Source organism: Leisingera sp. F5, from assembly GCF_001593695.1.
Genome location: NZ_LUKH01000009.1, coordinates 124,552 through 141,400 on the forward strand (window position 1 = coordinate 124,552; position 16,849 = coordinate 141,400).

A 16,849-nucleotide genomic window follows, 5' to 3' on the forward strand; every position below is an offset into this window, starting at 1 on the left:
TTTCATGGGCACAGCCGCGGTGATGCTGCTACCGGCCTTGGCGGCGGCGGCTGAAGTGACCCTGCCAGCCGGCGCAACTGCTGTTTCGGAACGGGCCACGGCGCTTGGCGTCTACCAGCTGCCGATCGGGCCGGAAGCGGCGGACAAAGTCCCCTCGCGCCGGTTCGAAGGGCGGATTCTGCGCCGGACCTGGCGGGTGGAAGGGGACAGCACCGTGCTGCAAATCCTGGCACCCTTGCGGGATCAGCTGCAGGCTGCCGGCTATGAGGTGCTGCTGGACTGTACGGCGCGCGATTGCGGCGGCTTCGGCTTCCGCTTCGGGATTGAGGTGGTGCCGTCGCCGGACATGATGGTGGATATCTCCAGCTATCACTTCCTGTCCGCGGCCAAAGGAACCGAGGCAGTCTCGCTCCTGGTGTCACGCGCAGGCGGCGCGGCTTTTATGCAAATGATCACGGTGAATCCGCATGGATCGGCCGTAACCGCAACAGCCGCGCCCGCGGTGGTGAAACCTGACGCTGAGGCGCCCGGCACGGTGCGGCCGGTGGAACTGGCCAAAGTGCTGGAGGTGCGCGGCCACGCCGTTCTGACGGATCTGGTGTTTCAAAGCGGCTCCGCCCGGCTGCAGGACGGCGCCTATGCCAGCCTGCGTGAACTGGCGGATTATCTCGCCGCCAATCCGCAGTACCGGCTGCTGCTGGTCGGACATACTGACACGGTGGGCTCGCAGCAGCAGAACATCGGCATCTCCAAACGCCGCGCGCAATCGGTGAAGGACCGTTTGGTCAAGGGGCTGGGCGCGGATACGGCACGGGTCGAGGTCGCCGGCGCCGGTTTTCTGGCCCCGATTGCCAGCAATCTGACCCCGGAGGGCCGCGAAGCCAACCGGCGGGTGGAAGCGGTGCTGCTCGCCGAGTGAGACCCTGCAATAGAGGCGCATCGGAAAACTCCCGCCCCCGCAGGTGTCCTGGCGTTGCCAAGACCCCAACGGGCGTGGATCAATCTTTGATTGATCCGGGGCGGGGCGGGAGCCTTCCCGCTGTGTTTTTCCACGGACGGCAGAATGTTCGGCTCAAAAAAGCCCCCGCAATCGGTGCGGGGGCAGGTCTTCGAGGGATGTCTTGGTCCGGTTTCCGTAGAACCGGTTCAGGTTTTCCATTCCGACGGGTCGCGGTCGGCAAAGGCCTGCACCAGAAAATCAATAAAGGCCCGCACTTTAGGCTGGGTGAACTTGCCCGGCGGGTAGACCGCATAGATGCCCTGGGTTTCAACCGGCAGGCTGGGCATGACGTCCTCGACCAGCCCTTCTTCCAGCGCCTCCGCATAGAGATAGCTGGGCAGGTAGGCGATGCCGAGACCCGAGATCGCAGCGTTCAGCAGCGATTGCCCGTCATTCACCGACAGCCAGCCCGAGGTGCGCACTTGGCGTTTTTCGCCGGACGGCGCGGTGATCTTCCAGACGTTGCCGCTGGACTGGCTGGAGTAATGCAGCAGCTTGTGGGTATTCAATTCATCAATCTTCTGCGGGCGGCCGTATTTCTCCAGATAAGCGGGAGAGGCGATCATCCGCTTGGACGTCTCGGTTAGCTTGCGGGCACGCAGGGAGCTGTCTTCAAGCTCGCCGATCCGCACTGCCATGTCGAACCCTTCGGAAATCAGCTCCACATAACGGTTGTTCAGCACCATGTTGACGGTGATGTCCGGGAAATCCTGCAAGAAATCCGACAGCACCGGCGACAGGTGATTGACGCCAAAATCGGTGGCGACCGAAATCCTCAGCAGACCCGAGGGGGCAGATTGCATCGAGGTGACCAGCGCATCCGCTTCGCCTGCATCATTCAGCACCCGGCGGGCGCGGTCATAATAGGCCAGACCGATCTCGGTCGGGGATACCCGGCGGGTGGTGCGGTTCAACAGCCGCGCGCCAAGCCGGGTTTCCAGGCTCGAAACATGCTTGGAGACTGCGGATTTCGAGATCCCCATCTTGCGTGCCGCATCGGTGAAGCCGCCCTGGTCCACCACATTGGCAAAGGCCTCCATCTCGGTCAGTCGGTCCATATCCACCCATCCTCGTGTATCCGTGTTGCGCCCAGTGTTGCAGGTGAAATCGGGCAAGATCGGGGCAAGGGTGGGATAATTGCGAGGTTTCGCGGGGATCGTTTTCGCTGTGGAAACGGCAAGGACCTTGGCAATCCTGCCGTTAGCCCGCAGCCGCCCAGCACCAACGGACTGCGGCCCGCGCATAAAAACGGCACCGGATCGGCACCCGTGAACCGCGCAGAAAGCGAACAGTTTTCAGCTATCCGGGAAGGGCTTGCAGAAAGCTGCCTCAGGCGGTTTTCCACATGAGAGAAATATAGGTGTCGCCGTATTTTCGGCTGTCCTGCAGCGCGAATCCTTCCGGCGCTGCAACCGGTGCGTTTTCTTCCCAGACCACCAGAGCGTCTAGCGCCACCCAGCCGCCGGCCACAGCTGCGGCCAGGGCCTTTTCCCCCAGCCCCTTGCCATAGGGCGGATCAAGGAAGATCAGATCAAACGGAGCCGCCGGGTTCTGCCCCAGCTTCAGCGCATCGCGGCGGGTCAGTGTGCAGCGGTCTTCAGCCCGGCAAATGCCGATGTTCTTGCGGATCAAACCAGTGGAGACACGCCCGTCGTCCACAAAAACCGCCTCAGCAGCACCGCGTGACAGCGCCTCCAGCCCCAGCGCGCCGGTGCCTGCAAACAGGTCCAGAACCCGGGCGCAGGGAATGGCGCCGGTGTGCATCAGCACATTGAACAGGCTTTCGCGCACCCGGTCAGTGGTCGGGCGCAGATGGGCGCCCGCATCGCCCTTGCCCACCGCGGCCAAGGCACGGCCGCGGAAGTCTCCTGCGATGACCCTCACGCTTTCAGCAGCGGTTTCAGATCGGCAGCGGGGTCGGCGGCCACCGCTTTGTCCGCTGTCTTACCCATGTCGATCAGGCGCTTGCCCACCATATAGGCACGCGGGTCGTTCATCGCGTCCACTGCAACCAGCTGATCGCCCTTGTAATACCAGAACGACACCTGCCGGCCCTCGCCCTGGCGGGTGACCACATTGTCATAACCGGTGTTCAGGCCCGCAATCTGCAATTTGACGTCATACTGATCGGACCAGAACCAGGGCGTTGCGACGTAATCCTTGTCCGCCCCCAGCATGTTCTGCGCCACCACTTCTGCCTGATCAATGGCGTTCGGCACGCTTTCCAAGCGGATACGCTTGCCCTGAAACGGGAAAGAGGCGCAATCGCCTGCCGACCAGATCGCGGCATCCGAGGTGCGGCCCTTGGCATCCGCTTTGATGCCGTTGTCCAGCTCAAGCCCCGCCATTTCAGCCAATTGCGACGACGGGGTGATACCGACGCCGACCACCACAAAGTCCACATCAATGGCTTCGCCGCCGCTCAGCACCGCGCGGGTCACCTTGCCGTCCTCGCCCTCCAGCCGTTCCAGGCCGACGCCTTCACGGATGTCCACTCCGTGGGAGGAATGCAGGCTGCGGAAGAAATCCGAAGTTTCCGGCGCTGCAACCCGCTGCAGGATACGGTCGGCCATCTCGACAAGCGTCACTTGCACGCCGCGCTTGGCGCAGACCGCGGCTGCCTCCAGACCGATGTAGCCGCCGCCGACAATCAGCGCCCGCTTGCCCTCGGCCACATGCGGCGCCATCGCATCCACGTCGGTCAATCCGCGCACCACATAAACGCCATCCAGATCGCCGCCGATCGCAGCCGGCAGGCGGCGCGGGTCGGACCCGGTGGTCAGCGCCAGCTGGTCGTAGGGGATCACGTCATCGCCCAGGCTCACAGTCTTGGCTGCCGGATCTATCGCGGTCACCCGCTGGCCCAGCTTCAGGGTGATATTGTTGTCCGCATAGAAACTTTCAGGCCGCAGGAACAGCCGTTCCAGCTCCATCTCGCCCAGCAAATAGGCCTTGGACAGCGGCGGACGCTGATACGGCAGCGCCGCTTCAGCGCCGATCAGGGTAATCTCCCCGTCGAACCCGTCCTTGCGCAGCTTTGCCACCAGCGAGGATCCCGCCTGCCCGGCTCCAATCACGACGATGTGGGACATCTATGCTTGCCTCCCGCTATAGTTCCCGTCACGCTTTCAACGGACCCTATATACCCGGGGCCCCAAAACGCAATCATGAGAAAGAGGAACGTGCGATGATTTCTGTTGGAGACCAGCTGCCGGACGCGACACTGACGCTCATTGGAAACGACGGCCCCGAGCAGGTGCAGCTGTCAGACAAGCTGAAGGGGCGGAAAGTCGTGCTGTTCGCGGTTCCCGGCGCCTTTACCAGCACCTGCCATTCTGCGCATGTGCCCAGCTTCATCCGCACCAAGGATCAGTTTGCCGCCAAGGGTGTCGATGAAATCATCTGCCTGGCCGGCAATGACCCGTTTGTTATGAATATCTGGGGCGAAAACACCGGTGCGACCGAGGCCGGGATCACCATGCTGTCGGACGCCGAATGCTCCCTGACCGAAGCAATCGGCATGCGGCTGGATGTACCCTCAGCCGGTCTGATCGGCCGCTCGCTGCGCTATGCGATGCTGGTGGAGGACGGTGAAGTGAAAGTTCTCAACAAGGAAGAAAACCCCGGCCAGTGCGAACTTTCCGCAGGCGAGGGCTTGCTGGAGTCGATGGGCTGAAACCAGCCTTGGCGGCGGCTGTCTGCACCGGCAGCCGCCTCACAACCCCTTAATAAATGGTAAAGAATTAGGTCAGAATGCCTGCCAGAATGTTTCGCGCACGAAACATGTGGACAGCATTAATGACCTTTCCATCAGAGCGTCAAATTAAGCCTGCGGTTCGCCGAACAGCCCGTCCATCTTGCGCGCCAGCTTTGCGTCCAAAGCGCTGACCCCGTCCACATCATGGGTGGTGAGAACCACAGTCACCCGGTTGTAAACATTGCTCCACTCGGGGTGGTGGTTCCATTTTTCGGCCCAGATCGCGGCCCGGGTCATCCAGCCGAAGGCATCAGCAAAATTGCCGAACTTGAAGGTCTTGGTGATGGCATCCCGGCCCTCCACCATTTCCCAGCCTGTGGCAAACAGCGGCTCCAGCAGCGGGCCGCGGGTGGCATCGGACAGTTTTTCCGTCATTCTTGCTCCTCCACATGTGCTTTGCGGAACGGGCCGTAATCGGTCAGGATTTCAATCTCTTCCTCGGTGGCGGCCCGTTCAGCCTCGAGGTAGCGCTCAACGGCCCCGGCAAACCCGGGATCGCCGATCCAGTGCAAGCTGTGAGTCTCGCATGGCAGATAGCCGCGCGCCAGCTTATGTTCACCCTGCGCGCCGGCCTCGGCCCGGTCAAGCCCCAGGGCTATTGCCAGCTCTATGGCCTGATAATAGCACAGCTCGAAATGCAGGCAGGGATGGTGCTCAACACAGCCCCAATAGCGCCCGTAAAGCGTTTCGCGGCCTATGAAATTCAAGGCGCCCGCAACATAGCGCCCGTTGCGCTCCGCCAGAATCAGCGCCATGTCCTGCGCCATCGTTTCATGCACGGTATCGAAGAATTGCCGGGTCAGGTAAGGCGCGCCCCATTTGCGCGCGCCGGTGTCCTGATAGAATTCCCAGAAGGCATCCCAATGCTCAGGCTGCAGGCTGTGCCCCTGAAAGACCCGGATCTCGCCGCCAAAACACTGCGCCTGCATCCGCTCCTTACGGATGTTTTTGCGCTTGCGCGAGGACAGCGCCCGCATGAAGGCTTCGAAATCGGCATAGCCGTCGTTTTGCCAGTGAAACTGCTGGGTAGAGCGGCGCATCAGCCCCATCTCTGCCCCCATCCGCGCCTCATCCTCGGTGCAGAAAGTCACATGCAGCGAGGACAGGCTATTGTCAGCGGCCAGCTGCACCGCGCCCTGCACCAGCGCCGAATGGCCAAGACCGTCGAAGCCAGGACGCACCAGGAACCGCCGCCCCGTGGCCGGGGTAAAGGGCACCGCGACCTGCAGCTTGGGGTAATAATGCCCGCCTGCCTGCTCATAAGCATGCGCCCAATTATGGTCGAAAATGTATTCGCCCTGGCTGTGCCCCTTGGCAAACAACGGCGCGCAAGCGATCAGCAGCCCATCCTGATAGGCGGTCAGATACTGGGGCTGCCACCCGGTGCCCGGCCCGACCGAGCCGCTGTCCTCCAGCGCGCTTAGAAACCGATGGGTGGTGAACGGATCCAGCGGGCGGCTGCCGTCCGCCCCTTCCGGGCAGGCGCAGGCATCCCAGTCCTCTGCCGCGATCTGCGACAGTGAAGCCAGCACCCGGATTTCGATTCGCGCCTGGGTCATGCAACTCCTCCGCACCGCTTCAAAGATGTGGGGTCTGCGCCTGCGGGATCAAGATGTTAGCGGCGAGAGGTACTGTTCAAACGTCACATTATCGGCAAAGACGCGCGCCGCGCTTTCTTCCGCCGCTGAAGTCACGGTCCAGCACAGCACCGGCACCCCGTCGTTGCGCAGCGCCTGCACCCGCGGACGGGGCAGATCGCCGGCCTCGTGGCTGATAAAGCTCGCCCCGGTGCGTGCGAAATCCGGGATGCCGCGCAGGCCGTCGCAGACCGCCTTGGGCAGCTCCGGCCATTCCGCGGGATCATAGGCGCTGGTGGTGATGCCGCGGGCAATATCCGGCGCCAGCTGTGCCAGCTCAGCAACCGAGTTGGGATTGAAGGACATCACAGCCACAGGGCCAGCATAGCCCTTCAGCGCCTCTGCCGTCGCCCGCTCCAGCGCGCCATCGGTGAGGCCCATTTCTCCGTCTTGATCCTTCAGCTCTATCAGCAGCGGCACCTGGCCCGCCACCGCTTCCAGCACTTCAGACAGCTCCGGAATGCCTTCCCCGTCGCCGCCTTTCAGCGGAATTGCCTGCAACTCGCTGCAGGTCTTGGCGCGGATCGGACCAGAGGCTTCCGCCAGCCGGTCCAGATCGTTGTCATGAAAGACCATGGCGCAGCCGTCGCTGGACAGCTGCAAATCGATCTCAACCCCATAACCCGCCGCAATCGCTGCCCGGATGGCAGCGCGGCTGTTCTCCGGGCGCCCGTCCGCGGCATCATGCAGCGCACGATGGGCCAGCGGGACAGTCAGGAAGGCGGCAGGCAGGGCGGGCATCATTTGATCTGGAAAACGCCGTCGATTTCGACCGAAACGCCCAGCGGCAGCGACACCGAGCCAACCGCCGAACGGGCATGGCGGCCGATATCGCCCAGGGCTTCGACCAGAAAGTCGGAGGCGCCGTTCACCACCATCGGCTGGCCGGTGAAATCAGGGGCCGAATTTACAAATGCGCCCAGCTTGACGACGCGCACCAGCCGGTCCAGATCACCGCCGCATGCTGCCTTGAGCTGGGCCAGAAGCGCGATTGCACAGCGCTTGGCTGCGGCCTGGCCGGCCTCGACGTCCAGATCAGCGCCCAGCTTACCGGTGATCAGCCCGTTGTCATCGGCTGAAATCTGGCCGGAGATATAGACCATGTCGCCTGCAACGACATAAGGCACATAATTTGCCGCCGGTGCCGGTGCGTCGGGCAGGGTCACACCCAGCTCTTTCAGTTTTGCTTCAATGCTCATGGCCGATTTCCTTCCGAGTCTTTGCTGGCCGGGACGCTACCCGGACAGGCGGAATTCGGAAAGAGCAAATGCGAAGCGCCCAGGCGGCTTTGCGCACTCTTGGATCCGCTGCGCGCCGGGTGCCGTTTCCCTGCGCGGGAAACGGATATGAAAAATCGATTTTTCATGCTCTGAAACCGCGCCGGTTTCAGAGCGCCGTCAGCTTTCGCGGAAGGCCTTGTTGAAATAATCCGCGAGCGGCTTGACCAGATAGGCCAGCGGCGAGCGCGCGTCGGTGCGGATGTAGCTTTCCACCGGCATCCCCGGGATCAGCACCGTGCCCGCAGGCAGGCGGCCGCGTTCGCCGGGGTTGAGCTCGATCTCGGCGCGGTAATAAGAGATGCCGCTGCCCTGATCCTCAAAGGAATCCGCCGAGACCTGGGTGACATGGCCAAAGAGCTCAGGCGTCGAGCGCTGGTCCAGCGCCGAGAACCGCAAAGTGACCTCCTGGCCGGTGTACAGCTGGTCGATGTCGGTCGGCGCCACCTGCGCCGCAATCACCAGGGGCCGGTCCTGCGGCACCAGGTACAAAACCGGATCCGCGGGGCGGATCACCGAGCGCGGCGTCTGCACCTGCAGCCCGTAGACAATGCCGGAAACCGGCGCGGTGATGTCCAGCCGCGCCAGGCGGCCCTGCAGCGAGCGGCGGTTTTCGGCCAGCTCCAGCTCCTGGTAGCGCAGGTCGCGCAGCCGGCTGATCGCCTCCTCGCGCTGGCTGGTGGCCAGCTTCAGGATCTCGATGTCGATCTCGGTGATGCGGCCCTCGGACTGCGCTTCCGAGGCCACCAGCTCGCCCAGCCGGCCCTGCAGATCGGCCTGGGTGCGGCGCAGGTTCAGCACCGTCGCCGCCTGTGCCAGCCCGCGGTCCAGGAGCGACTGCTGGCTCTCCAGTTCCTCGCCGATCAGCTCCAGCTGCACATTCATCGAGGTCTGCTGCGCCTCAACGCCGCGGATCTGCTCCTGGATCTGGGAGCGGCGCTTCTCCAGCTGCTCGATCTCGCGGGCGGTGGTGTCCTTGCGGGCCTGGAACAGGCGGCGCTGGCCCTGCACCAGATCGCTGACATCCGGCTGCACGTCCGCCGCCTGCAGCAGCTCCGGCTCAAAGGTGATCGCCGCGGCGGTGTCGCGCTCGGCTTCCAGCCGGCCGCGGCGCGCCATCAGCTCGAACAGCTGGCCCTCGGTGATCACCAGCTGCGAGGTCAGCTCATTGGCATCCAGCCGGATCAGCGTGGCGCCTTCGGCCACGGTGTCGCCCTCATCAACGAGGATCTCGGCCACGATGCCGCCGTCCAGATGCTGCACGATCTGGCGGTTGCGGTCGACCTCGATGCGGCCCGTCGCCACCACCGCGCCGGAAATCGACGACAGCACCGACCAGGAGCCGAAGCCGCCCACCAGCACCAGCAGCGCCAGCAGGCCGATGATCAGCGGCCGCCGTGCGGGCCAGTTGCTTTGCCCGCTCATCGCACGCCTCCTGTGCCAGTGGCCTGGCGGATGTTCTGGTGGTTGGCGACCATTTCCTGCAGCACCTTGTCCTTGGGGCCGAAGGCGGTCTGGGTGCCCTTGTCGATCACCAGGAGCATGTCGCATTCCTGGATCGCCGCGGGCCTGTGCGCCATGATCAGCACCGAGCGCCCTTCGGCCTTGATCTGCTTGATCGCCTGGTTCAAGGCGACCGAGCCTTCGTTGTCGAGGTTCGAGTTCGGCTCGTCCAGGATCACGATCACCGGATCGGCATAAAGCGCCCGGGCCAGGCCGACCCGCTGCATCTGGCCGCCCGACAGCCGCCCGCCGGTGGCGGTGACCTTGGTGTCATAGCCTTCGGGCAGTTTCAGGATCATCTCATGGGCGGCGGCCTTTTTGGCGGCATCCACCACCTTTTCGGCATCGGGCTGCTGCTGCAGCCGGGCGATGTTCTGGGCAATGGTGCCGTCAAACACCTGCACCCGCTGCGGCAGATAGCCGATATGGCCGCCCAGCACATCCGGCGCGTATTGATCCAGCGCCGCCCCGTCCAGCCGCACCGAGCCGGCCGCCGGCGCCCAGACCCCGGTCAGCGCCCGCGCCAGGGTCGATTTGCCGGAGCCCGACGGCCCGATCACCCCGATCGCCTGGCCCGGCTGCACCCGGAAGCTCACGTTGCGCAACAGCGGCGCCTTGCTGCCCGGCGGCACCACCGCCATGCCCTGCACATCCAAGAGCGCCTTGGGCTTGGGCAGCGCCGTGCGCTCGGCCTCCTCCGGCACTTTGGCCAGCAGCTCGGCCAGGCTGTGCCAGCCCTTCAGCGCCCGCTGCACCATCGCCCATTGGCCCAGGCCCAGCTCGATCGGCGCCAGGGCGCGGCCCATCAGGATGGAGCCCGCAATCATCGCCCCCGGCGTCACCTCGCCCTGCAAGACCAGATAGGCGCCGAGGCCCAGCATCGCCGACTGCAGGAACAGCCGCAGCGTCTTGGTCAGCGTGGTGAAGCCGCCGCCGGTGTCATTGGCCGTCACACTGTCGGTGAGCGCCGCATCGCGGCCTTGCTTCCAGCGCCCGAAAGCAGCGCCGCGCATGCCCATCGACTGGATCATCTCGGCCTCGTTGCGGATCTCCTCGGACATCAGATTGGCCTTGTGGCCGGTCATATTGGCCTTTTGCACCGGCAGCCTGGTGAACAGCTGGTTGAGGATGGCAATCATCACCAGCACCGCGCCGCCCGCCAGCGCCAGCAGGCCCAGCCAGGGGTGGAACAGGGCGATGCCGGCCAGAAAGATCGGTGTCCAGGGCAGGTCGAAGGCGGCGGTCAGCACCGGCGAGGAGATCAGCCGCTGCACCGATTCCAGGTCCTGCAGCCCGGTCTGCGCCGCCGGATCCTGCGCCACCGCCGAGCGCCGGATCATCGCATCGAACACCCGGTGGTCCAGCGCCGCCTGCAGCCGCGCCCCGACCCGCGCCATGATCCGGCCGCGGGCGTAATCCAGAAACCCCATCATGCCGTAGAGAAACACCACCAGCAAAGACAGCGCCAGCAGCGTCGCCTCCGAGCGGCTGCCCAGCACCCGGTCATAGACCTGCATCATATACAGAGGCCCGGTCAGCATCAGCAGGTTCACAAAAAAGCTGAAGATCCCGGTGAACCAGTACAGCCCCCGGCTCTGCCGCCGCACCGCCCGAAGCTCGTCATAACCGCTCTTATAAATGCTTTTATTCATGGTCAGTCTGCAATAGAAGTTCCCGGGCCATTGGTAGTGCCTGAAATTGTATCAGAACAGACACAAGCTGGTGAATAAATGTAATCGCACTGGAAATAGGCTGAGGAACCCTTATTTGCCCTCCGACCCGTCTGTTCCAGCATCAATTGGACACTTACCCGAATGCCATTTCATTTGCGACCGCTGAAATTTGTATCTGCGCTGATTTTGGCCGGTTTTGCGGCCGGCTGCGCAACGCAGGATCCGGTTGCACGGGCTTCGGGTGAGGTCTTTGATCCTTATGAGCGCACCAACCGCACCATTCACAGCTTCAACCGCGGCGTTGACCGGCTGGCCTTCCGCCCTGCCTCCAAAGGGTATGTGGCAATTGTGCCGGCGCCGATGGTGACCAGTTTTTCGCATTTTGCCGAGAACCTGTCGATGCCCGGCCAGATGGTCAATGCGCTGCTGCAGGGCGATCTGAAACTGGCAGGCAATGCATTTTCGCGGTTTGTGATCAACTCCACCGTCGGTTTTGCCGGCCTGGCCGATCCGGCCAGCGAATTCAACGTGCCCGCAGTCGATACCGACTTTGGCGAGACGCTGCACACCTGGGGCGTTGGCGAAGGCGCCTATGTGGAGCTGCCCTTGCTGGGTCCTTCCACCAGCCGCGACGCGGTCGGGGTAGCCGTCGATTTCTTCACCAACCCGCTGGGCTATGCCGAGCAGAATACTGCCGACAATATCACAATTTACGCTGAGATCGTGCGCCGCATGGGCGATCGTGGCAACTATTCCGACACGATCGACTCGATTCTCTACGAGAGCGCCGACAGCTATGCGCAATCGCGCCTGATCTATCTGCAGAACCGCAGGTTCCAGCTGGGGGATGGAGAAGAGATCCAGGAGATTGATCCGTTCGAACTGAACACTGAGGGATTCTGAATAATGGACCGCCGCAAATTCCTGACTGGCCTGGGCGCCGGAGCCGCCGTTTTGATTGCCGCACCGCAAGCCCTGTGGGCGCTGACCGAGAACCGCGCCAGCACGTTGATCAACAGCCTGGTCGGCGACATCAACCGGGTGATCGATTCCGGCAAGGGCGAGAACGCGATGTTCCGCGAGTTCGAGCGGATCTTCCAGCGCTACAGCGACACCTCCTATATCGCGGCCTATGCGCTGGGTGTCGACGGGCGCCGGGCGTCCTCGTCCCAGAAGAAGGCCTTTTCCAAGGCGTTTCAGGGCTACATCTCGCGCAAATACGGCAAGCGCTTCCGCGAATTCATCGGCGGCAAGCTGGAAGTCAAAGGCGTCAAGAAGGTGAAGAAATGGTATGAGGTGAGCACCATTGCCTACCTCAAGGGCCAGTCGCCGTTTGAAGTGACCTTCCTGGTGTCGGACCGGTCGGGCCGGGATCTGTTCTTCAATATGTTCATCGAGGGTGTGAACCTGCTGCTGACCGAACGCACCGAAATCGGCGCCATCCTGGACAGCCATAAGGGCGACATCGATGCGCTGATTGCAGAGCTGAAGCGATTGAGCTGAAACAAGCACACAACGAATGCCAGTCAAAAGGCTTCCTTCGGGGAGCCTTTTCTATTTGGCGGGTCAGTCCGGTGCTTTGCGGAGCAAAGGCGAAAACTCCCGCCCGTCGCCGCTGCATCCTGGATGCCGCGCTCCCGTTGGGCCCGGCGCCCTGCCCCACGGGCAGGGCGTGCGCCGCACCGTCAGGTGCGGCGCCGGACCCAACTGGCGAAGGCCCCTTCAGGGGGCGTTCGCCGGGCGGGAGCCCCGCGTTTGCGGTAATCGGTCAGTTTCCGAGGATGTCGCGCAGGATGTTGTCGACCGCGCGGCCCAGTTCCTTGCCCAGCTGCGGGCCCTGGCGGCGGCGGCGCTCGCGGCGGGTCTCTTGCGGCGGCGGGGCGATCGGAGCGGGCTCCAGCATCGGCAGCGGTTTGGGGTCCAGCCCCTCATGCACCCGCACCATGGTCTCGCGCCAGATCTCGGCAGGCAGGCCGCCGCCGGTCACTCCGCTCAGCGGTGTGTTGTCGTCATATCCCATCCAGACCCCCGCCACATAATCCGCGGTAAAACCGATGAACCAGGCATCCTTGGCCGCCGATGTCGTCCCCGACTTGCCAGCCGCCTGCCAGCCCGGAATCTGCGCCCGTTTGCCAGTACCGCCGGCAATCACCTTTTCCATCATCCAGACCAGCTGTTGCGCCGCCTCCGGCCGGATCACCCGTTCTCCGATACCGCCGCTGGCGCCCATCAGCGCGTCGCTGTCGTTCACCAGCTTCAACTCGGTCACCCCGTAGGGCGTCACCGAGGAGCCGCCGTTGAGGATGCCGGCATAGGCACCGGTCATTTCCAGCAGGGTGCTTTCCGATGCCCCCAGCGCCAGGGCCGGACCTGCCGCCAGATCGCTGTCGATACCGAAATCCTTGGCCACGATACTGACCTTATCACGGCCCACCGCCTCGGAGACTTTCACCGCCGGCACGTTCAGCGAGTCCCGCAACGCCCGGGCCAGGGTGACTTCGCCATAATACTTCCGGGTGTAGTTCTCGGGGCACCACTGGCCAGAGCCAGGAATATTCATGCAGTATTTTGCGTCCAGAACCCGGTCGTATGGGGAATAGCCCAGTTCAAGCGCTGTGGCATAGACGAAAGGTTTAAAGGCCGATCCGGTCTGGCGTTTGGCCTGGGTCGCCCGGTTGAACACGCCGGAAACCCGCGTCTTGCGGCCGCCCACCATCGCCCGCACCGCGCCATCGGCGCTCATCACCACAATGGCCGCCTGCGCCTTGGAGCCGGGCCGGACCTTGTTTTCAAAGATGTATTTCAGCGCTTCCTCTGCCGCGCCCTGCAGGCGCTGATCAAGGGTCGAGCGGATCACCACATCCTCGGTGGTCTGATCGCCCAGGAAATCCGGGATGGAATCCATCACCCAATCGGCGAAATACCCCCCTGCCCGTGCCGCCGCGGCTTCGCTCAGCACTGCCGGGGCGTTCTGGTTCTGCTGCATCTCGGCGGTGGTCAGATAGCCCTGCTCCTGCATCAGCCGCAGCACGGTGGCCGCCCGGTCCTGTGAACGCTGGAGGTTGTTGGTGGGCGCCAGTGTCGAGGGCGCAGTCAGCAGCCCCGCCAGCATCGCGCCCTCGGCTGGGTTCAGCTGGTTGGCGGATTTGCCGAAATAGCGCTGCGCCGCGGCCTCGGCACCGTATGCGCCGCCGCCCATATAGGCGCGGTTCATATAGATCGAGAGGATCTCGTCCTTGGTGTACTTGGCCTCCATCGCCAGGGCAAAGATCGCCTCGGTGCCCTTGCGCCACAGTGAACCCTTGCGGCAGTCGGCCTCATAAGCGCTTTCGCTTTTCCATTCGTCCGGATCATAGACGCGGCCCAGGCACAGCAATTTGGCGGCTTGCTGGGTGATGGTAGAGCCGCCATGGCCAGACAGCGGACCGCGCCCTTCGCGCAGGTTGATGCGGATGGCGCTAGCAACGCCGCGCGGGGAGATGCCGAAGTGCCGGTAGAACCGCTTATCCTCAGTCGCGACAACCGCGTTCTTCAGATGCGGCGAAACCGTATCGGCACGGATGACCCCGCCAAACTGATCGCCGCGCCAGGCAAAGACGTCCCCCTTGCGGTCCAGCAGGGTGACCGACCCGCGCGCGCGCCCGTCCAGATAGGCCGAAACCTCGGGCAGCTTGGCATACTGCAACGCCACCGCCAGACCGACCAGCAGGCAGACCACCATGCCCACCCGCCAGCTGAACCCCCAAACCAGCCGGAACGCCCAGACAAAAGGCGCCAGCAAGAGACCGATGAAGCCGCGCTTCTTCGGGGCCGGCTTCGCCCGTGTCTTCTTGCGGAAAAACAGGCCGAACAAACCGGTCTTCTTGGGTTTGGCCTTGCGTGCAGGTTTCTTGCGCGCAGGCTTCTTCGCGGCGGAAGGCTTGCCCTTGCCGCCCGCGGAATAGCGTTTTTCTGCCACCAAAGGCTTGCGCCCGGATCCTTGTGCCATCGTCATGTCCTGCCCGGTTTGCCCGTTTCCCGGGACAATACCCTGCCCGCCCCGGTTTGTAGAGGGGGCAGAATCCGGAGCTTTCCCCCTTTGCCAGATGACCGGTTTTTAAGCGAAGCGGGTCAAAGGCGCAAAATTATTGTGCGCTCGCAGAAAGACACGCGGAAACTTGCTGGCATCAGCTTTTCAGAACCCGGAACGGCGGTTTTGCTGCAGGTGCACAATGCATCGGCCCAGACATGATGTACCGGGCCGGAGCAGCGCGGAAACCAAGGGATGCAGAGATGAAAATGATCATAGCCGCCATCAAGCCCTTCAAGCTGGACGAGGTCCGCGAGGCGCTGACCGGTCTTGGCGTGAGCGGGCTGATGGTCACCGAAATCAAGGGTTTCGGGGCCCAGGCGGGCCACACCGAAATATACCGCGGCGCCGAATACGAAGTGAATTTTGTCCCGAAGCTGAAGCTGGAACTGGTGGTGCCTGCCGATCAGGCCGAGCAGGCCGTCAGCGCGATTTCCGAGACCGCCCGAACCGGTAAAATCGGCGACGGCAAGATTTTTGTTCTGGATGTGGAACAGGCCCTGCGGGTGCGTACCGGCGAAACCAACCTCGAGGCGCTCTGAAGGCGCCCGGCATGGAGGAAAGACTTATGAAATCCCTGAAACTCCCCCTTGCGGCGATAGCACTGGCGGCACTGCCGGGCCTGGCGCTGGCCCAGGACGGCACTGCGCCGGGCGTGAACCCCGCGACCGACACCGTGTTCATCCTGAACTCGCTGTTGTTCCTGATCGGCGGCTGCCTGGTGTTCTGGATGGCGGCAGGCTTTGCCATGCTGGAAGCCGGCCTGGTGCGCTCCAAGAACGTGACCATGCAGCTGACCAAGAACATGGCGCTGTTCTCATTGGCCGCCGTGTTTTACTGGCTTATCGGCTATAACCTGATGTATCCGCTGGGCAATTGGGCCGTCGATGGCGTGCTGTCCGGCGTGTTTGGCCCCGGCGTGCTGGAGGCGGTGGGGATCACTGCAGAGGGTGCGGATGATTACGCCTATGCGACCACCGGGTCGGATTTCTTCTTTCAGCTGATGTTCTGTGCGGCCACCGCCTCGATCGTGTCGGGCACTCTGGCCGAGCGCATCAAACTGTGGCCCTTCCTGATTTTCACCATCGTGCTGACCTCGGTGATCTACCCGTTCCAGGCAAGCTGGAAATGGGGCGGCGGCTTCCTGGAGGAGATGGGTTTCCTGGATTTCGCAGGCTCGACCGTGGTGCATTCGGTGGGCGGCTGGGCCGCACTGACCGGCGCGCTGATCCTCGGTCCACGCATCGGCAAGTACAAGGACGGCAAGACCATCCCGATGCCGGGTTCCAATCTGGCGCTGGCGACACTTGGCACTTTCATCCTCTGGATGGGCTGGTTCGGCTTCAACGGCGGCTCGCAGCTGGCGATGGGGTCGATTGGCGACGTTGCCGATATCTCGCGCATCTTTGCCAACACCAATGCAGCCGCAGCCGGCGGCGCGGTGGCGGCGCTGGTGCTGACCCAGTTGCTGTTCCGCAAGCCTGACCTGACGATGATCCTGAACGGCGCGCTGGCAGGTCTGGTGGCGATCACCGCCGAACCGCTGACCCCGGGCCTGGGGCTGGCCACCCTGATCGGTGCTATCGGCGGCGTGATCGTGGTGTTTGCCGTACCGTTCCTCGACAAGCTGCAGATCGACGACGTGGTCGGCGCCATCCCGGTGCACCTGCTCTGCGGCATCTGGGGCACTGTTGCTGTGGTGCTGTCGAACCCCGAAGCCAGCTTGCTGACCCAGCTGACCGGAATCGCTGTGGTGGGTGTCTTCACCGTCGCTGCCTCTGCCGTGGTCTGGATCTTCCTGCGCGCCACCACCGGTATCCGGGTGGAGGAAGAGGATGAGATCAACGGGCTGGACATGGCAGAGCTGGGCATGGAGGCCTACCCGGAATTCTCGCCAAGCTGATCCTGGCCCTGACAATAAATGCGCGGCGCC

16 protein-coding genes are annotated in these 16,849 nt (G+C 63.4%); 6 read left to right on the top strand and 10 right to left on the bottom strand.

Going from position 1 to position 16,849, the window contains the following annotated elements; all coding sequences use genetic code 11:
• The first annotated feature begins 4 nt into the window (after positions 1–4).
• Entirely contained in the window at positions 5–919 is a 915-nt protein-coding gene (locus A2I95_RS08035) for an OmpA family protein (protein WP_291729275.1), read from the top strand.
• A 227-nt stretch (positions 920–1,146) separates the two neighbouring features.
• Here the strand turns inward: A2I95_RS08035 and A2I95_RS08040 are convergent, their stop codons facing one another.
• From A2I95_RS08040 to A2I95_RS08050, 3 genes are all read right to left on the bottom strand, one after another.
• Positions 1,147–2,058, bottom strand: a complete 912-nt coding sequence (locus tag A2I95_RS08040; RefSeq protein WP_291729276.1) for a LysR family transcriptional regulator — start codon at positions 2,056–2,058, stop codon at positions 1,147–1,149.
• A gap of 271 nt (positions 2,059–2,329) precedes the next feature.
• Positions 2,330–2,884 (bottom strand): 16S rRNA (guanine(966)-N(2))-methyltransferase RsmD, encoded by a 555-nt coding sequence (gene rsmD / locus A2I95_RS08045; RefSeq protein ID WP_291729277.1) that lies wholly within the window; start codon positions 2,882–2,884, stop codon positions 2,330–2,332.
• The gene (locus tag A2I95_RS08050; RefSeq protein ID WP_291729278.1) at positions 2,881–4,092 is read right to left on the bottom strand and encodes an FAD-dependent oxidoreductase; all 1,212 of its coding nucleotides are present in this window, start codon (positions 4,090–4,092) and stop codon (positions 2,881–2,883) included. The genes rsmD and A2I95_RS08050 overlap by 4 nt, the downstream gene beginning before the upstream one ends.
• 95 nt (positions 4,093–4,187) lie before the next feature.
• Between A2I95_RS08050 and A2I95_RS08055 the strand changes: the two genes are divergently transcribed.
• On the top strand, positions 4,188–4,676 hold the full coding sequence (locus A2I95_RS08055) for a peroxiredoxin (protein ID WP_291729279.1): 489 nt from the start codon (positions 4,188–4,190) through the stop codon (positions 4,674–4,676).
• Between the two features lie 147 nt (positions 4,677–4,823).
• Here the strand turns inward: A2I95_RS08055 and A2I95_RS08060 are convergent, their stop codons facing one another.
• From A2I95_RS08060 to A2I95_RS08085, 6 genes are all read right to left on the bottom strand, one after another.
• Positions 4,824–5,132 (bottom strand): 4a-hydroxytetrahydrobiopterin dehydratase, encoded by a 309-nt coding sequence (locus tag A2I95_RS08060; RefSeq protein WP_291729280.1) that lies wholly within the window; start codon positions 5,130–5,132, stop codon positions 4,824–4,826.
• A complete protein-coding gene (locus A2I95_RS08065) occupies positions 5,129–6,316 on the bottom strand; it encodes a GNAT family N-acetyltransferase (RefSeq protein ID WP_291729281.1) in 1,188 nt (395 codons plus the stop codon). The genes A2I95_RS08060 and A2I95_RS08065 overlap by 4 nt, the downstream gene beginning before the upstream one ends.
• A gap of 48 nt (positions 6,317–6,364) precedes the next feature.
• Positions 6,365–7,138, bottom strand: a complete 774-nt coding sequence (locus tag A2I95_RS08070) for a glycerophosphodiester phosphodiesterase family protein (RefSeq protein WP_291729282.1) — start codon at positions 7,136–7,138, stop codon at positions 6,365–6,367.
• A complete protein-coding gene (locus A2I95_RS08075; RefSeq protein ID WP_027257457.1) occupies positions 7,135–7,593 on the bottom strand; it encodes a RidA family protein in 459 nt (152 codons plus the stop codon). The genes A2I95_RS08070 and A2I95_RS08075 overlap by 4 nt, the downstream gene beginning before the upstream one ends.
• 198 nt (positions 7,594–7,791) lie before the next feature.
• Complete coding sequence (locus A2I95_RS08080; protein ID WP_291729283.1) at positions 7,792–9,096, bottom strand: HlyD family type I secretion periplasmic adaptor subunit; 1,305 nt, start codon at positions 9,094–9,096, stop codon at positions 7,792–7,794.
• Positions 9,093–10,826 carry a type I secretion system permease/ATPase gene (locus A2I95_RS08085; RefSeq protein WP_291729284.1) on the bottom strand — a complete coding sequence of 578 codons (1,734 nt, stop codon included), beginning with the start codon at positions 10,824–10,826 and terminating at the stop codon, positions 9,093–9,095. Before A2I95_RS08085 ends, A2I95_RS08080 begins: the two co-directional genes overlap by 4 nt.
• Positions 10,827–10,988: 162 nt before the next feature.
• On the opposite strand from A2I95_RS08085, the gene A2I95_RS08090 reads away from it, so the two are divergent.
• Both A2I95_RS08090 and A2I95_RS08095 read left to right on the top strand, forming a co-directional pair.
• Positions 10,989–11,750, top strand: coding sequence for a VacJ family lipoprotein (locus tag A2I95_RS08090; protein ID WP_027257456.1), 762 nt, complete (start codon positions 10,989–10,991; stop codon positions 11,748–11,750).
• Positions 11,751–11,753: 3 nt separating this feature from the next.
• Positions 11,754–12,350 carry an ABC transporter substrate-binding protein gene (locus A2I95_RS08095; RefSeq protein WP_291729285.1) on the top strand — a complete coding sequence of 199 codons (597 nt, stop codon included), beginning with the start codon at positions 11,754–11,756 and terminating at the stop codon, positions 12,348–12,350.
• 265 nt (positions 12,351–12,615) lie between these two features.
• Here the strand turns inward: A2I95_RS08095 and A2I95_RS08100 are convergent, their stop codons facing one another.
• Positions 12,616–14,835, bottom strand: a complete 2,220-nt coding sequence (locus A2I95_RS08100) for a transglycosylase domain-containing protein (protein WP_291729286.1) — start codon at positions 14,833–14,835, stop codon at positions 12,616–12,618.
• 284 nt (positions 14,836–15,119) lie between these two features.
• On the opposite strand from A2I95_RS08100, the gene A2I95_RS08105 reads away from it, so the two are divergent.
• Together A2I95_RS08105 and A2I95_RS08110 are read left to right on the top strand one after the other, a co-directional pair.
• Complete coding sequence (locus A2I95_RS08105; protein ID WP_027257453.1) at positions 15,120–15,458, top strand: P-II family nitrogen regulator; 339 nt, start codon at positions 15,120–15,122, stop codon at positions 15,456–15,458.
• A gap of 26 nt (positions 15,459–15,484) precedes the next feature.
• A complete protein-coding gene (locus A2I95_RS08110; protein WP_291729287.1) occupies positions 15,485–16,819 on the top strand; it encodes an ammonium transporter in 1,335 nt (444 codons plus the stop codon).
• The last annotated feature ends 30 nt before the right edge of the window (positions 16,820–16,849 follow it).

Excerpts from the sequence above, each read along its gene's own strand:
- A2I95_RS08035 (WP_291729275.1), top strand. The coding sequence starts at position 5 with ATGGGCACAGCCGCGGTGATGCTGCTACCGGCCTTGGCGGCGGCGGCT.
- A2I95_RS08040 (WP_291729276.1), bottom strand. The coding sequence starts at position 2,058 with ATGGACCGACTGACCGAGATGGAGGCCTTTGCCAATGTGGTGGACCAG.
- A2I95_RS08050 (WP_291729278.1), bottom strand. The coding sequence starts at position 4,092 with ATGTCCCACATCGTCGTGATTGGAGCCGGGCAGGCGGGATCCTCGCTG.
- A2I95_RS08055 (WP_291729279.1), top strand. The coding sequence starts at position 4,188 with ATGATTTCTGTTGGAGACCAGCTGCCGGACGCGACACTGACGCTCATT.
- A2I95_RS08060 (WP_291729280.1), bottom strand. The coding sequence starts at position 5,132 with ATGACGGAAAAACTGTCCGATGCCACCCGCGGCCCGCTGCTGGAGCCG.
- A2I95_RS08065 (WP_291729281.1), bottom strand. The coding sequence starts at position 6,316 with ATGACCCAGGCGCGAATCGAAATCCGGGTGCTGGCTTCACTGTCGCAG.
- A2I95_RS08070 (WP_291729282.1), bottom strand. The coding sequence starts at position 7,138 with ATGATGCCCGCCCTGCCTGCCGCCTTCCTGACTGTCCCGCTGGCCCAT.
- A2I95_RS08075 (WP_027257457.1), bottom strand. The coding sequence starts at position 7,593 with ATGAGCATTGAAGCAAAACTGAAAGAGCTGGGTGTGACCCTGCCCGAC.
- A2I95_RS08080 (WP_291729283.1), bottom strand. The coding sequence starts at position 9,096 with ATGAGCGGGCAAAGCAACTGGCCCGCACGGCGGCCGCTGATCATCGGC.
- A2I95_RS08085 (WP_291729284.1), bottom strand. The coding sequence starts at position 10,826 with ATGAATAAAAGCATTTATAAGAGCGGTTATGACGAGCTTCGGGCGGTG.
- A2I95_RS08090 (WP_027257456.1), top strand. The coding sequence starts at position 10,989 with ATGCCATTTCATTTGCGACCGCTGAAATTTGTATCTGCGCTGATTTTG.
- A2I95_RS08095 (WP_291729285.1), top strand. The coding sequence starts at position 11,754 with ATGGACCGCCGCAAATTCCTGACTGGCCTGGGCGCCGGAGCCGCCGTT.
- A2I95_RS08100 (WP_291729286.1), bottom strand. The coding sequence starts at position 14,835 with ATGGCACAAGGATCCGGGCGCAAGCCTTTGGTGGCAGAAAAACGCTAT.
- A2I95_RS08105 (WP_027257453.1), top strand. The coding sequence starts at position 15,120 with ATGAAAATGATCATAGCCGCCATCAAGCCCTTCAAGCTGGACGAGGTC.
- A2I95_RS08110 (WP_291729287.1), top strand. The coding sequence starts at position 15,485 with ATGAAATCCCTGAAACTCCCCCTTGCGGCGATAGCACTGGCGGCACTG.